Raw genomic sequence first — 14,782 nt, 5'->3', positions numbered from 1 at the left:
GGGGAAAGTCCGGCGGCGTGTCCGAAATAGGATGTATTGGGTCGGCAGTGTAGAACGGGAGATGTGACGGCAATGGCTACGGGAATTCTCCGGCCCCCAGGCATCACGGCCGTCCCCCGCGCGGGCGGCGGGCGGTGACCCCCGGGCACGGTATCCGGCCACGGCGGGACGCGTCCCCCACAGCCCCCGACGCCCGAGCGCAGGCGTACGCCACCCTCGGCAAGGCACGCACGGAAAACTTCCCCGTCGCCCCGTCCTTCCTTCCCCGCGCCTGGCGCGACGGCCTCATGGCGGTGTACGGGTACGCCCGCCTGGTCGACGACATCGGCGACGGCGACCTCGCCCCCGGGGGCCACGACGCCGTGCTCCTCGGCCTCGACCCGGCCGCGGCGGACGAACCGCTCGCCATGCTCGACGCCCTCGAAGCCGACCTCCACCGTGTTTTCGGCGGTCCCGGCGGCTCCCCGCGCCACCCCCTCCTGCAGGCGCTCCAGCCCGTGGTCCGCGGCCACGGGCTCACCCCCGAGCCCTTCCTCGGGCTCATCGAGGCCAACCGCCGGGACCAGCGCGTCACGCGCTACGCCACCTACGGCGACCTCCTCGCGTACTGCGAGCTCTCCGCGAACCCCGTCGGCCGCCTCGTGCTGTCCCTCACCGGAACCAGCACGCCCGAGCGGATCCGCCGCTCCGACGCCGTCTGCACCGCCCTGCAGATCGTCGAACACGTACAGGACGTCGCGGAGGACCTCGGCCGCGACCGCATCTACCTCCCGGCGCAGGACATGCGCCGCTTCCACGTGGCCGAGACCGACCTCAAGGCCCACCGCGCCGGCGCGTCCGTACGCTCCCTGGTCGCGTTCGAGGCGGAACGGGCCCGGGACCTGCTGAATGAGGGCCCCCCGCTCGTGGGTAGCGTGCACGGCAGGCTCCGGCTGCTGCTCGCGGGCTTCGTGGGAGGAGGGCGCGCCGCCCTGCGGGCCGTCACCGCCGCCGGATTCGACGTACTGCCCGGCCCGCCCAAGCCCACCAGGAGCGGTCTGCTCCGCGAGGTGGCCGCCGTCCTGCGCACAGCGCCGAGAAAGGGGTGAGCCCGACCGTGGAGGGTTCCGCACACACGTCCGCACCGTCCGCAGCGGTCCTGGCGGCGTACAGCTACTGCGAGGCCGTCACCGGCTCCCAGGCGCGCAACTTCGCGTACGGCATCCGGCTGCTGCCCTCCGACAAGCGGCAGGCGATGTCCGCGCTGTACGCGTTCTCCCGGCGCGTCGACGACATCGGCGACGGCGCGCTCGCCCCCGGGGCCAAGCTGGCCCGGCTGGAGGAGACCCGCGCCCTGCTCGGACGCGTCCGCGCCGAGGAGATCGACGAGGACGACACCGACCCGGTCGCCGTCGCCCTCGCCCACGCCGCCCGCCGCTTCCCGATCCCGCTCGGCGGCCTCGACGAGCTCATCGACGGCGTCCTCATGGACGTCCGCGGCGAGACCTACGAGACCTGGGACGACCTCAAGGCCTACTGCCGTTGCGTGGCCGGGGCCATCGGACGGCTCTCCCTCGGCGTGTTCGGCACCGTGCACACCGGCGGCCTCGGCGCCCCCGACGCCACGCGGGCCGCCGAGTACGCCGACACCCTCGGCCTCGCCCTCCAGCTCACCAACATCCTGCGCGACGTCCGCGAGGACGCCGCCAACGGGCGTACGTACCTGCCCGCCGAGGACCTCGCCAAGTTCGGCTGCTCCGACGGGTTCGCGAGCGAGCGGCTGCCCGCCGGCGCCGACTTCGCCGGACTCGTCCACCACGAAGTGCGGCGCGCCCGCGCCCTGTTCGTCGAGGGCTACCGGCTGCTGCCCATGCTCGACCGGCGCAGCGGCGCCTGCGTAGCCGCCATGGCCGGCATCTACCGCCGCCTGCTCGACCGCATCGAGCGCGAACCCGAGGCCGTACTGCGCGGCCGCGTCTCGCTGCCCCCGCACGAGAAGGCGTACGTCGCCGTCCGCGGACTCTCCGGCCTCGACGCCCGGACCATCTCCCGCCAGAGCACGCGGAGGCGGGGCTGATGGGCCCGACGCAGACGCCGCGCACCACGAAGCGCGCTCCGCTGCCGCACGCCCGGCGGGCAACCCCGGCCGGGCCCGCCGCGTCTCACCGTGCGGGCTCCGCCCGGACGGCCGCCCCGGCGGGCCGTACGCGTACGAGGGGGGAGGCCGCATGAGCGCGACCGAACAGCGCGCCGTCGTCATCGGCGGCGGACTCGCCGGCGTGACGGCCGCGCTCGAACTCGCCGACGCGGGAATGCGGGTCACCCTGCTCGAAGGCCGCCCGCGCCTGGGCGGCCTCGCCTTCTCCTTCAAGCGCGGCGAACTCACCGTCGACAACGGCCAGCACGTCTACCTGCGCTGCTGTACCGCCTACCGGTGGTTCCTCGACCGCGTCGGGGGAGCCGCCCTCGCCCCGATCCAGGACCGGCTCGACGTCCCCGTGCTCGACGTCGCCCACCCCGCCGGGCCGCGCCTGGGCCGACTGCGCCGCAGTGCCCTGCCCGTACCCCTGCACCTCGCGGGCTCCCTGGCCCGCTACCCGCACCTCTCGCTCGCCGAGCGGGCGAGCGTCGGCCGCGCCGCCCTCGCGCTGCGCCGGCTCGACCCCGCGGATCCCGCGCTGGACGGCGTGGACTTCGCGACCTGGCTCGGCCGCCAGGGCCAGAGCCCGCGCACCATCGAGGCCCTGTGGGACCTCGTCGGCATCGCCACCCTCAACGCGACCGCCGCCCACTCCTCGCTGGGCCTGGCCGCCATGGTCTTCAAGACCGGCCTGCTCTCCGAGAACGGCGCCGCCGACATCGGCTGGGCCACCGTCCCGCTCGGCGACCTGCACGACACCCTCGCCCGCGAACAGCTCGACTCCGCCGGCGTACGCACCGAACTGCGCACCCGGGTGACCCGCGTCTCCCGTACCCAGGACGGGAACTGGCGGGTCGACACCGAGGGCGAGTCCCTCGACGCCGGCACGGTCGTCCTCGCCGTCCCGCAGCGCGAGGCGCACGGCCTGCTGCCGCCCGGCGCCCTCGCCGACCCGGACAAGCTCCTGGACATCGGCACCGCGCCCATCCTCAACGTCCACGTCGTCTACGACCGCAAGGTGCTCAGGCAGCCCTTCTTCGCCGCGCTCGGCTCCCCGGTCCAGTGGGTGTTCGACCGGACCGACGCCTCCGGGCTGCCCGACGGCGGCCAGTACCTGGCGCTGTCCCAGTCGGCCGCCCAGGACGACATCGACGAGCCCGTCTCGGTGCTGCGCACCAAGTACCTGCCCGAGCTCGAACGGCTGCTGCCGGCCGCGCGGGGCGCCAAGGTACGGGACTTCTTCGTGACCCGGGAGCGGACCGCCACGTTCGCCCCCACCCCCGGCGTCGGCCGGCTGCGCCCCGGCGCGCGGACCGACACGCCGGGCCTCTACCTCGCCGGTGCGTGGACCGCCACCGGCTGGCCCGCGACCATGGAGGGCGCTGTCCGCAGCGGACTGAGCGCGGCGCACGCCGCGCTCGCCGCACTCGGCCGCCACCGGGAGCACCCCCTGCAGGAGGCGGCATGACGACCACCAGCACGAACGCAGCAGCACGTACAGGACACAGAGGAGAGCCAGTGAACCCGGGGAATCCGGCTGTCGAGAACACGGACGCCGGCAACGGCGCAGCCGGAGGGGGCGTGGAGAAGGCGGACACGCTGGCACTCCTGGAGCGCGGCCGCGCCCTGTCGACCCCCGTGCTCCGCGCCGCGGTCGACCGGCTGGCGGCGCCCATGGACACCGTCGCCGCGTACCACTTCGGCTGGATCGACGCCCAGGGCAACGCGGCGGACGGTGACGGCGGCAAGGCCGTGCGCCCCGCCCTCGCGCTGCTCTCCGCCGAAGCCGCCGGGGCCTCGGCCGAGGTCGGCATCCCCGGCGCCGTCGCCGTCGAGCTCGTCCACAACTTCTCCCTGCTCCACGACGACCTCATGGACGGCGACGAGCAGCGCCGCCACCGCGACACCGTGTGGAAGGTGCACGGCCCGGCGCTGGCGATCCTCGTCGGCGACGCCCTCTTCGCCCTCGCCAACGAGGTGCTGCTGGAGCTGGGCACCGTCGAGGCCGGCCGCGCCACGCGCCGGCTGACCACCGCCAGCCGCAAGCTCATCGACGGCCAGGCCCAGGACATCTCCTACGAGCACCGCGAGCGCGTCAGCGTCGAGGAATGCCTGGAGATGGAGGGCAACAAGACGGGCGCCCTGCTCGCCTGCGCGGTCTCCATCGGCGCCGTCCTCGGCGGCGCGGACGACCGCACCGCCGACAAGCTGGAGGAGTACGGCTACCACCTCGGCCTCGCCTTCCAGGCCGTCGACGACCTCCTCGGCATCTGGGGCGACCCCGAGGCCACCGGCAAGCAGACCTGGAGCGACCTGCGCCAGCGCAAGAAGTCCCTGCCGGTCGTCGCCGCCCTCGCGGCGGGCGGGCCCGCCTGCGAGGAGCTCGGACGGCTCCTCGCCGCCGACGCCAAGAGCAACGACTTCGAGAACTTCTCGGAGGAGGAGTTCGCGGCGCGCGCCGCGCTCATCGAGGCCGCGGGCGGGCGCGAGTGGACCGCCCAGGAGGCACGCCGCCAGCACGCGATCGCCATCCGCGCGCTGGACGACGTGGACATGCCGCAGCGGGTGCGCGAACAGCTCGTCGCGCTCGCCGACTTCGTCGTCGTGCGCAAGAGGTGACCGCCACCCGGGCAGGGATATGACGCGCGAGTCGCCGGCCGGCGCCCCCTGACGGGGGCGCCCGGCCGACGGCGTACCCCCAGCACAGCAGAGGTTCACTGCCACGTAAGGGGAAGCCATGACAGCGACGACCGACGGCGCCGGTACCCCCGGCGCCGATCCGGGGATCACCGCACCGGAGACGGTGCAGGGTGCGCAGGAGGCCGCCGCGCGCGCGACCCGGCACCTGCTCGCCCGCCAGGACGCGGCCGGGTGGTGGAAGGGCGACCTGGAGACCAACGTCACCATGGACGCCGAGGACCTCCTGCTGCGCCAGTTCCTCGGGATCGGGGACGAGGCCACCACGCAGGCCGCCGCCCTCTTCATCCGCGGCGAGCAGCGTACGGACGGCACCTGGGCCACCTTCCACGGCGGACCGCCCGAACTCTCCGCCACCATCGAGGCGTACGTCGCCCTGCGGCTCGCCGGTGACGCGCCCGACGCACCGCACATGGCCCGCGCCTCCGCCTGGATCCGGTCCCACGGCGGGATCGCCGCCGCACGCGTCTTCACCCGCATCTGGCTGGCCCTGTTCGGCTGGTGGAGCTGGGACCACCTGCCCGAACTCCCGCCCGAGCTGGTCTTCCTGCCGCCGTGGGTGCCGCTGAACATCTACGACTTCGGCTGCTGGGCCCGCCAGACCATCGTCCCGCTGACCGTGGTCTCCGCGAAGCGGCCCGTACGCCCGGCCCCGTTCGCCCTGGACGAGCTGCACACCGACGCGCGGCGGCCCTACCCCGCGGCCAAGCGGCCTGCGCCGCTGGCCAGTTGGGAGGGCGCCTTCCAGCGGATGGACAAGGCGCTGCACGTCTACCGCCGGTTCGCCCCGCGCCGGCTGCGCAAGGCCGCGATGGACACCGCCGCCCGCTGGATCATCGAGCGCCAGGAGAACGACGGCTGCTGGGGCGGGATCCAGCCACCCGCCGTGTACTCCGTCATTGCCCTGCACCTGCTCGGGTACGACCTCGCCCACCCGGTGATGCGGGCCGGGCTGGAGTCCCTCGACCGGTTCGCGGTGTGGCGCGAGGACGGCGCCCGGATGATCGAGGCCTGCCAGTCACCGGTCTGGGACACCTGCCTCGCCGCCATCGCCCTGGTCGACGCGGGCCTGGAACCCGACCACCCGGCCCTGGTGAAGGCCGCCGACTGGATGCTCGGCGAGGAGATCGTACGCACCGGGGACTGGGCGGTGCGCCGACCCGGACTCGCCCCCGGGGGCTGGGCGTTCGAATTCCACAACGACACCTACCCCGACATCGACGACACCGCCGAAGTGGTCCTCGCGCTGCGCCGGATCAAGCATCCGGAGCCGGCCCGGGTCGAGGCCGCCATCGCCCGCGGGGTCTCGTGGAACCTCGGGATGCAGTCCGGGAACGGGGGCTGGGGCGCCTTCGACGCCGACAACACCAGCCCCTTCCCGAACCGGCTGCCGTTCTGCGACTTCGGCGAGGTCATCGACCCGCCCTCGGCCGACGTCACCGCCCACGTCGTGGAGATGCTCGCCGTCGAGGGCAAGGCGGCCGACCCGCGCACCCGGCGGGGCATCGCCTGGCTGCTCGCCGAACAGGAGCCCTCCGGCGCCTGGTTCGGCCGCTGGGGCACCAACTACGTGTACGGGACCGGGTCGGTGGTGCCGGCGCTGGCGGCCGCGGGCTTCGCCCCGGCGCACCCCGCGATCCGCCGCGCGGTGCGCTGGCTGGAATCCGTACAGAACGAGGACGGCGGGTGGGGCGAGGACCAGCGCTCCTACAAGGACCCGCAGTGGGCCGGGAAGGGGGCCTCCACCCCCTCGCAGACGGCCTGGGCGCTGATGGCCCTGCTCTCGGCGGGGGAGCGGGAGGGCAAGGCCGTCCGGCGCGGCATCGCGCACCTGGTGGAGACCCAACGCGGGGACGGCTCCTGGGACGAGCCGTACTTCACCGGAACCGGCTTCCCCTGGGACTTCTCCATCAACTACCACCTGTACCGGCAGGTCTTCCCGCTCACCGCGCTCGGCCGCTATCTGTACGGGGACCCCTTCGCGCCCGGGGAGGCCTGATGGCCGCAGCCCGGGCCGAAGGCCCCCGACCGTCCGGGGCGCCCGCCCCGCTGCTGGTCGCCTGCGCGCTGCGCATCGAGCAGGCGGCCCTGCGCAGCGGCGGCGGCCGCGGCGCCGCCCGGCCCGAACCGGGCTACGCCGTGCTGCGCACGGGCATGGGCCCGCGCGCAGCCGAGCGGGCGGTCGGCCGGGCGCTCGCCCGGCCCGGGCTGGCCCGGGCCCCCGTCCTGGCCACAGGTTTCTGCGCCGGGCTGGTCCCCGGCATGAGCCCCGGCGACCTCGTCGTCGCCGAGGAGACCCGGGATCCGCGGGGCACCGTCGCCTGCGAGGGCACCGCCCTGCTCGCCGAGGCACTGGCCCGGGCCGCTCCCGGCCGGACCGTGCACACCGGCGCACTGACCGGATCCGACCACGTCGTCCGCGGCCAGGAGCGCGCCGAGCTGCGCGCCACCGGCGCCATCGCGGTCGACATGGAGTCCGCGGCCACCCTGTGGACCGCCGAGGAGGCCGCCGCCGATGGCTGGAACCGTCCGGTTGCGGCCGTCCGGGTGATCGTGGACGCTCCGGAGCATGAGCTCGTCCGCATCGGCACGCTCCGCGGTGGAATATCGGCCTTCCGCGTATTGCGTGCCGTACTGCCCGCGTTTTATGACTGGCACCGTTCTTTTCTGCTCCCCAGGAGGTGAGCCAGATGGCCATGCCGCTGCGACAGTCCATCAGGGTCGGGACGTATCTTCTCGAACAGAAGCTCCGCAAGCGTGAGAAGTTCCCGCTGATCGTCGAGCTGGAACCGCTCTACGCCTGCAATCTGGCCTGCGAGGGGTGCGGGAAGATCCAGCACCCGGCGGGCGTGCTCAAGCAGCGCATGCCGGTGGCCCAGGCGGTCGGCGCCGTCCTGGAGTCCGGCGCGCCGATGGTGTCCATCGCGGGCGGCGAGCCCCTGATGCACCCGCAGATCGACGAGATCGTCCGGCAGTTGGTGGCCAAGCGGAAGTACGTTTTCCTGTGCACCAACGCGATGCTGCTGCGCAAGAAGATCGAGAAGTTCACCCCGTCGCCGTACTTCGCGTTCGCGGTGCACATCGACGGACTGCGCGAACGCCACGACGAGTCGGTGGCCAAGGAAGGCGTCTTCGACGAGGCGGTCGCCGCCATCAAGGAGGCGAAGAGGCGCGGGTTCCGGGTCACCACCAACTCCACCTTCTTCAACACCGACACCCCGCAGACGATCATCGAGGTGCTCAACTACCTCAATGACGACCTCAAGGTCGACGAAATGATGATCTCGCCCGCTTACGCCTATGAAAAGGCCCCCGACCAGGAGCACTTCCTGGGCGTCGAACAGACCCGGGAACTCTTCAGGAAGGCCTTCGCGGGCGGCAACCGGCGGCGCTGGCGGCTCAACCACTCCCCGCTCTTCCTCGACTTCCTGGAAGGCAAGGTGGATTTCCCCTGCACCGCCTGGGCCATTCCCAATTACTCCCTCTTCGGCTGGCAGCGCCCCTGCTACCTGATGAGCGACGGCTACGTGCCGACGTACCGGGAGCTGATCGAGGAGACCGACTGGAGCAAGTACGGCCGTGGAAAGGACCCGCGCTGCGCGAATTGCATGGCGCACTGCGGGTACGAGCCCACCGCCGTCCTGGCCACCATGGGCTCTCTCAAGGAATCCCTGCGCGCCGCCCGCGAGACGGTCTCGGGGAACCGGGAGAAGCAGTGACCGGCTTCGACCTCCGCGCCCTGCTCGACGAGCGGGGCGGGGAACGGTACGAGCTGCACGCGCGCCACCTCAACCACCAGCTGCCGCGCATGCTGCACACGATCGGCTTCGACAAGGTCTACGTACGGGCCGAGGGCGCGCACTTCTGGGACGCCGAGGGCAACGACTACCTGGACATGCTCGCCGGGTTCGGGGTCATGGGCCTGGGCCGGCACCACCCGGTCGTCCGCAGGGCCCTGCACGACGTCCTGGACGCCCAGCTCGCCGACCTGACCCGGTTCGACTGCCAGCCGCTGCCCGGGCTGCTGGCGGAGAAGCTGCTCTCGTACAGTCCGCACCTGGACCGGGTCTTCTTCGGCAACAGCGGCACCGAGGCGGTGGAGACGGCCCTGAAGTTCGCCCGGTACGCCACGGGCCGGCCCAGGATCCTGTACTGCGACCACGCCTTCCACGGGCTGACCACGGGCTCGCTGTCGGTCAACGGCGAGGGCGGGTTCCGGGACGGGTTCGCGCCGCTGCTGCCCGATACGAAGATCGCCCTCGGGGACCTGGCCGCCCTGGAGCGGGAGCTGAAGCGGGGCGACGTCGCCGCCTTCGTCGTCGAGCCGATCCAGGGCAAGGGCGTGCTCGCGGCCCCGCCCGGCTTCCTGCGCGCCGCGCAGGAGCTGCTGCGCCGGCACAAGGCGCTGCTGATCGCGGACGAGGTGCAGACGGGGCTCGGCCGGACCGGCGACTTCTACGCGTACCAGCACGAGCCGGGCGTGGAGCCGGATCTGGTGTGCGTGGCCAAGGCCCTTTCCGGCGGCTACGTGCCGGTGGGCGCCACCCTGGGCAAGGACTGGATCTTCAAGAAGGTCTACTCGTCCATGGACCGGGTGCTCGTGCACTCCGCCAGCTTCGGCTCCAACGCGCAGGCGATGGCGGCCGGGCTGGCGGTGCTCTCCGTGATGGAGGAGGAGTCGGTGGTCGCGAACGCACGCGCCATGGGCGACCTGCTGCGCGGGCGGCTCGCGGCGCTCGTCGACGAGTACGAGCTGCTCCACGAGGTGCGCGGGCGCGGACTGATGATCGGCATCGAGTTCGGTCGGCCGTCCTCGCTCGGACTGCGCAGCCGGTGGACCATGCTCCAGGCGGCCCGCAAGGGGCTCTTCGCCCAGATGGTCGTGGTGCCGCTGCTGCAGAAGCACCGGATCCTGACGCAGGTGTCGGGTGACCACCTGGAGGTCATCAAGCTCATCCCGCCGCTGATCGTGGACGAGCGGGACGTCGACCGGTTCGTCGGTGCCTTCCGCGAGGTCATGGACGAGGCGCACGGCGGCGGCGCCCTCATGTGGGACTTCGGCAGGACGCTGGTGAAGCAGGCCGTCGGCGGCGGCTGACGGCCCGCTCCACGGGCTAGGGAGTGTCGTCGAAGTGGCGTCGGCCGCCCGTCAGGGCGGTGGTCGGCGGGGTCTGGTGCGTGCGATCGCAAGGCGGAGGAGGGAATCGACGCGGAGCGTCGGTGACCGACGACAACGCGGCGAGCGTGCGTGCCAGACCCCGCCGACCAGACGGGACTTTGACGACACGACCTAGCGGTCGAGCAGCCGGTCCCGCAGCCTGCCGAGGGTCTCGGAGGAGAGTCCGAGGCCCTCGGCGAGGTACCGGTCGACCCCGCCCCAGTACGTGTCGATCGCGTCGAACGCGGCGGTCAGGTACTCGGCGCGGGCGTCGAACAGCGGCGCGAGCAGCTCCATCACCTCGGGGGAGCGGGCCTCGGGCGCCTCGCTGCCGCGGCGCACGCGGTAGCGCCGGTGCGGGGCGTTGGACTCCAGGTAGTCCGCCACGATCGCCTCGCGCTCGACGCCCAGTGCGAGCAGGGTGACGGCGATCGACAGGCCGGCCCGGTCCTTGCCGGCCGCGCAGTGCATGAGCGCCGGGACGCTGTCCTCGGCGAGGGCGTGCACGACCCGGCTGTGCTCGGCGGTGCGGTTCTCGATCATCGCGCGGTAGGAGTCGGCCATCCGGTCGGCGGCCTTTCCGTCGCCGAGGAGCCCGCGGAGCTGTTCGACCCCTCCGTCGCGGACCATCTTCCAGAACTCCTTGCCGTCGGCCGGATCCGACAGCGGGATGTTGACGTTCCGTACGCCGGGGAGCTCCACGTCGAGCCCCTCCAGGGCGTGGTCGGCGTTGTTGCGGAAGTCGAAGATGGTGTGCAGGCCGAGCGATGCGAGGAATTCTGCATCGGTTTCGGTGGCATGTGCCAGATGTCCGCTACGGAACAGTTTTCCCGGCTTGACCCGGCGCCCGTCGGTGGTCGGCAACCCGCCCACGTCACGGAAGTTGCGCACTCCTTCGAGTTCGGGCTCGGGTACGGGCTCCGTCAGTGCGGGCCGGGGTATCTGCTGGGTCACGGGGCACTCCTCCGCATCGTGGCGGTCTGTCCGAATTACGCTACTTGGCACCAACTTGCCATTGCCGGAGGCGAGATCGGACCCGGCCCCGTGAGCCAGATCATACGGTGACCGTGAGTGCCTGATCACCGAAGTCGAATGGCCCGGCCGGAGCGGTTGTTGGCGCCGGGGAATGGACGGAGGGTGACCGGAATTCCGTCGGATTCCCCGTTCTGTGAATCCGTCAGGAAATTCGTGGCTTGTTCCGCGTGCCTCAACTCGATTACCTTCGCGATCGATCCGGATGGACCGCCGAATCCTGCCGCCGTCCGGAAACCGCACCCGACTATTCACGCGCGCGGCAGGAGCGGGGGAACCAGGTAGGCCGCTGTTCCGGATCTTTCGGTCCGAACAGCTCGGGGTGAAGCCGTTCATGTTCCGTTCATGCGCGGCCGGACATCTCCAGTCCGAACCCGACAGCTCACCTCGCAGGCGACGGAGAGGAATTCGCCATGCCTGCAAAGGGTAAGCACCGACGTCCCAAGTCCCGTTCCGTGGCGCGCGGCTTCGCCGTCGCGGGCACCGGCGGTGCGGCCCTCGCGCTGCCGCTGCTCGGTGCCGCCGGCGCCCAGGCGGCTCCGGCCTCCGCACCCGCCGCGGCTCCCGCGCAGGCCCCGCAGCTCCCGGCGGCCCCGGTGTCCGTGCCCACCGCCGTCCAGCAGGGTTCGCCGGCCACTTCGGCCGTCTACACGGTCGTGCCGGGGGACTACCTCTCCAAGATCGCCCAGGACCGGCACCTGGCGGGCGGCTGGCAGCAGCTGTACGCGGACAACCGCGAGGCCGTCGGCAGCGACCCCTCGCTGATCCACCCCGGGCTGAAGCTGACCCTCGCCGCGAAGGGCGTCGAGGCTCCGGCCGCCGAGCCGGCCCCGGCCCCGGCGAAGAAGTCCTCGCACGCGGCGGCGGACGAGAAGGCCTCCGCCCCCGAGGCGGCCCCCGCGGCCCCCGCTGCGCCCGCAGCGCCCGCCCAGAAGAGCGCCACCGCCCGGTCCGCCGCCGGTGCGGTCAGCGCCGCCGGCTTCGTCGCCCCCGTCGCCGGTGGCGGCATCTCCACCCAGTACAAGACCCCCGGCGCCATGTGGTCCAGCGGTTACCACACCGGTGTCGACTTCATCGCGAGCTCCGGCACCACCGTCCGCGCCGTCGGCGCGGGCACCGTGGTCTCCGCGGGCTGGGGCGGCGCGTACGGCAACGAGGTCGTCATCCGGCACGCGGACGGCAAGTACTCCCAGTACGGCCACCTGTCCCAGCTCTCCGTCTCGGTCGGCCAGAGCGTCGCCGGCGGCCAGACCATCGGCCTCTCCGGCTCCACGGGCAACTCCACCGGCCCGCACCTGCACTTCGAGATCCGTACCGGGCCGTCCTACGGCTCGGACATCGACCCGCTGGCCTACCTCCGCTCGAAGGGCGTGAGCATCTGACGGCTCCCGTCGTCAGCGGGCCGCAGGACACGTGAGGCCGGGACCCGAGGGGGGTCCCGGCCTCACGCGCTGTTATTCCGTACCGACCAGGTGGTATAGATCACGGCCCGTCAACCCCTGCCTACGGTGGCGTAGGTCACGTGTCGGGGTGAAGGATGTGTCCTCGTGGCAGCGACGAAGACGACACTCAAGACCATCGGCTCGTACGCGGCGATCGGGGACAGCTTCACCGAGGGTGTGGGGGACCCGGGGCCCGGGGGGACCTTTCTCGGCTGGGCGGACCGACTGGCCGTACTCCTGGCCGATCAGCGCGAGGAAAACGAGTTCCGGTACGCGAACCTGGCCGTGCGGGGGCGCCTCCTCGACCAGATCGTGGCCGAACAGGTCCCCCGGGCCAAGGAGCTCGCACCGGACCTGGTGAGCTTCTGCGCGGGCGGGAACGACATCATCCGGCCCGGCAGCGACCCGGACGACGCGGCGGAGCGGTTCGAGGCGGCGGTCGCCGACCTCACCGGGGCCGTCGGCCAGGTCATGATCACCACGGGCTTCGACACCCGGGGCGTTCCGGTCCTCAAGCACCTGCGGGGCAAGATCGCGACGTACAACGCGCACGTGCGCGCCATCGCCGACCGCTACGACTGCCCGGTGCTCGACCTCTGGTCGCTCAAGTCCGTACAGGACCGCCGGGCTTGGGACGACGACCGGCTGCACCTGTCGCCCGAGGGGCACACCCGGGTCGCGCTGCGCGCCGCCCAGGTGCTGGGGCTGGAGGTGCCGACCGACCCCGACCAGCCGTGGCCGCCGCAACAGCCGCGCGGCTCGGTGGACGTGACCCGGGACAACATCCAGTGGGCCCGGGAGTACCTGGTGCCGTGGATCGGGCGTCGGCTGCGCGGGGAGTCCTCCGGGGACCACGTGGAGGCGAAGCGCCCCGACCTGCTGCCCCTGTAGGGCGACGGCGGGGACGGAAGGGGCAGGGGGAGCGCCCGAGAACGGGGGCGCGCGGCGGAATCCTTCGGGGGCGGTACGCGTTGGCAAGGTGGTAGACCGGTATTCGTACGGCCTCACGACCATCCGCCCCACCCTCCCAGGAGGCGCTTTGACCGGCTCCCGTCCCCTGCGTCCTCGGCTGCGCGCCCTGCGGCCCGAAGCCTTCGGCGCGGATCCGTCCGGCGCCCGCCTGGAGCGGATCCGGCGCTCGCCGAACTTCGCCGACGGCGTCTTCCAGAACCCGGTCGGGGCCCGGACCAGGCCCTCCGGCTCCATGATGGAGTTCGCCAAGATCTACTTCCACAAGGAGCAGCGGACCCGGCGCAATCCGGGTGCGCCCATCCCGGTGTACCCGACGACCCTGGCCGAGCTGGCGAAACCGCCGGTGAGCGGGTTGCGCCTGACCTGGATGGGGCACTCGGGCGTACTCGCGGAGATCGACGGGCGGCGGGTGCTGTTCGACCCCGTATGGGGGGAGCGGTGCTCGCCGTTCCCGTTCGCCGGGCCCAAGCGGCTGCACCCCGTCCCCGTGCCGCTGGCCTCGCTGGGGCCGGTCGACGCCGTGGTGATCTCGCACGACCACTACGACCACCTCGACCTGCCGACCATCAAGGAGCTGGCCGGGACGGACACGGTCTTCGCCGTCCCGCTCGGCGTCGGCGCGCACCTGGAGCGCTGGGGCGTCCCGCCGGGCCGGCTGCGCGAGCTGGACTGGAACGAGGCCACCGAGATCGCGGGGCTCTCGCTGACGGCGACCCCGGCACGGCACTTCTGCGGGCGCGGCCTGCGCAACCAGCAGAACACCCTGTGGGCCTCATGGGTGGTCGCGGGCGACCGGCACCGGATCTTCCACAGCGGTGACACGGGCTACTTCCCCGGCTTCGCGGAGATCGGCGCCGCGCACGGCCCCTTCGACGCCACGATGATCCAGATCGGTGCCTACTCGGAGTACTGGCCCGACATCCACATGACCCCCGAGGAGGGCATGCAGGCCCACCTCGACCTCCAGGGCGGGATCCCGCACGGCATCATGCTGCCGATCCACTGGGGCACCTTCAACCTGGCGCTGCACCCGTGGGACGAGCCGGGCGAGGGCACCGTGACCGCCGCGAAGGAGGCGGGCGCCGGTATCGCGCTGCCGGTCCCGGGCCAGCCCTTCGAGCCGGGCGCGGCCGATGTGCCCGCCGAGCCGTGGTGGCGCCCCTTCGTCCTCGGCGCGCCCTCGGGCGGTCCCGTCGACGGTCCGGCGGCCGTGCCCCGGCCGGAGGCGGGCGGGGTCACGGCCACGGCGGCCCGGGTGGCTTCCGGGGCCGTCGACGGCGGGCAGGAGAAGCCGGAGTCCGTCGGGTCCTGACCCCGGCGGGTCCGCGGGCCCGGGACGCGGCGCGGGCGGGCCGCGACCGG

12 protein-coding genes and 1 riboswitch are annotated in these 14,782 nt (G+C 72.8%); of the genes, 11 read left to right on the top strand and 1 reads right to left on the bottom strand.

The window, feature by feature from the left end; all coding sequences use genetic code 11:
* The first annotated feature begins 152 nt into the window (after positions 1-152).
* The 8 genes from hpnC (at position 153) to CP980_RS05805 (ending at position 9,914) form a co-directional block, all read left to right on the top strand.
* On the top strand, positions 153-1,088 hold the full coding sequence (gene hpnC, locus CP980_RS05840; RefSeq protein ID WP_150530140.1) for a squalene synthase HpnC: 936 nt from the start codon (positions 153-155) through the stop codon (positions 1,086-1,088).
* Positions 1,085-2,056, top strand: a complete 972-nt coding sequence (gene hpnD, locus CP980_RS05835) for a presqualene diphosphate synthase HpnD (RefSeq protein WP_189998363.1) — start codon at positions 1,085-1,087, stop codon at positions 2,054-2,056. Before hpnC ends, hpnD begins: the two co-directional genes overlap by 4 nt.
* 151 nt (positions 2,057-2,207) lie before the next feature.
* Positions 2,208-3,587, top strand: a complete 1,380-nt coding sequence (gene hpnE, locus CP980_RS05830; RefSeq protein WP_132759511.1) for a hydroxysqualene dehydroxylase HpnE — start codon at positions 2,208-2,210, stop codon at positions 3,585-3,587.
* Positions 3,588-3,637: 50 nt separating this feature from the next.
* Positions 3,638-4,738, top strand: a complete 1,101-nt coding sequence (locus CP980_RS05825) for a polyprenyl synthetase family protein (protein WP_373312773.1) — start codon at positions 3,638-3,640, stop codon at positions 4,736-4,738.
* A 118-nt stretch (positions 4,739-4,856) separates the two neighbouring features.
* Positions 4,857-6,815, top strand: a complete 1,959-nt coding sequence (shc, locus tag CP980_RS05820; protein ID WP_150492855.1) for a squalene--hopene cyclase — start codon at positions 4,857-4,859, stop codon at positions 6,813-6,815.
* The gene (locus CP980_RS05815) at positions 6,815-7,501 is read left to right on the top strand and encodes a phosphorylase family protein (protein WP_150492853.1); all 687 of its coding nucleotides are present in this window, start codon (positions 6,815-6,817) and stop codon (positions 7,499-7,501) included. The genes shc and CP980_RS05815 overlap by 1 nt, the downstream gene beginning before the upstream one ends.
* 5 nt (positions 7,502-7,506) lie before the next feature.
* Positions 7,507-8,535 carry an adenosyl-hopene transferase HpnH gene (hpnH, locus tag CP980_RS05810; RefSeq protein ID WP_150492851.1) on the top strand — a complete coding sequence of 343 codons (1,029 nt, stop codon included), beginning with the start codon at positions 7,507-7,509 and terminating at the stop codon, positions 8,533-8,535.
* Positions 8,532-9,914, top strand: a complete 1,383-nt coding sequence (locus CP980_RS05805) for an aspartate aminotransferase family protein (protein WP_150492849.1) — start codon at positions 8,532-8,534, stop codon at positions 9,912-9,914. The genes hpnH and CP980_RS05805 overlap by 4 nt, the downstream gene beginning before the upstream one ends.
* A gap of 192 nt (positions 9,915-10,106) precedes the next feature.
* On the opposite strand, the gene CP980_RS05800 is transcribed toward CP980_RS05805, so the two are convergent.
* Positions 10,107-10,901: a tyrosine-protein phosphatase gene (locus CP980_RS05800; protein ID WP_150530139.1), complete on the bottom strand. Its 795-nt coding sequence runs from the start codon at positions 10,899-10,901 to the stop codon at positions 10,107-10,109.
* A gap of 339 nt (positions 10,902-11,240) precedes the next feature.
* Positions 11,241-11,417: riboswitch (cyclic di-AMP (ydaO/yuaA leader) on the top strand.
* 2 nt (positions 11,418-11,419) lie between these two features.
* Between CP980_RS05800 and CP980_RS05795 the strand changes: the two genes are divergently transcribed.
* The 3 genes from CP980_RS05795 (at position 11,420) to CP980_RS05785 (ending at position 14,732) form a co-directional block, all read left to right on the top strand.
* A complete protein-coding gene (locus CP980_RS05795) occupies positions 11,420-12,388 on the top strand; it encodes a M23 family metallopeptidase (protein ID WP_132759516.1) in 969 nt (322 codons plus the stop codon).
* A 165-nt stretch (positions 12,389-12,553) separates the two neighbouring features.
* Positions 12,554-13,339, top strand: a complete 786-nt coding sequence (locus CP980_RS05790) for an SGNH/GDSL hydrolase family protein (protein WP_132759517.1) — start codon at positions 12,554-12,556, stop codon at positions 13,337-13,339.
* 148 nt (positions 13,340-13,487) lie between these two features.
* Positions 13,488-14,732 (top strand): MBL fold metallo-hydrolase, encoded by a 1,245-nt coding sequence (locus CP980_RS05785; protein ID WP_132759518.1) that lies wholly within the window; start codon positions 13,488-13,490, stop codon positions 14,730-14,732.
* Positions 14,733-14,782: the final 50 nt, after the last annotated feature.

This window comes from Streptomyces vinaceus, assembly GCF_008704935.1.
Classification (GTDB): Bacteria; Actinomycetota; Actinomycetes; order Streptomycetales; family Streptomycetaceae; genus Streptomyces; species Streptomyces vinaceus.
Note: the sequence above shows the minus strand (reverse complement) of the source record. Positions and strands in the feature narration are given on the sequence as shown.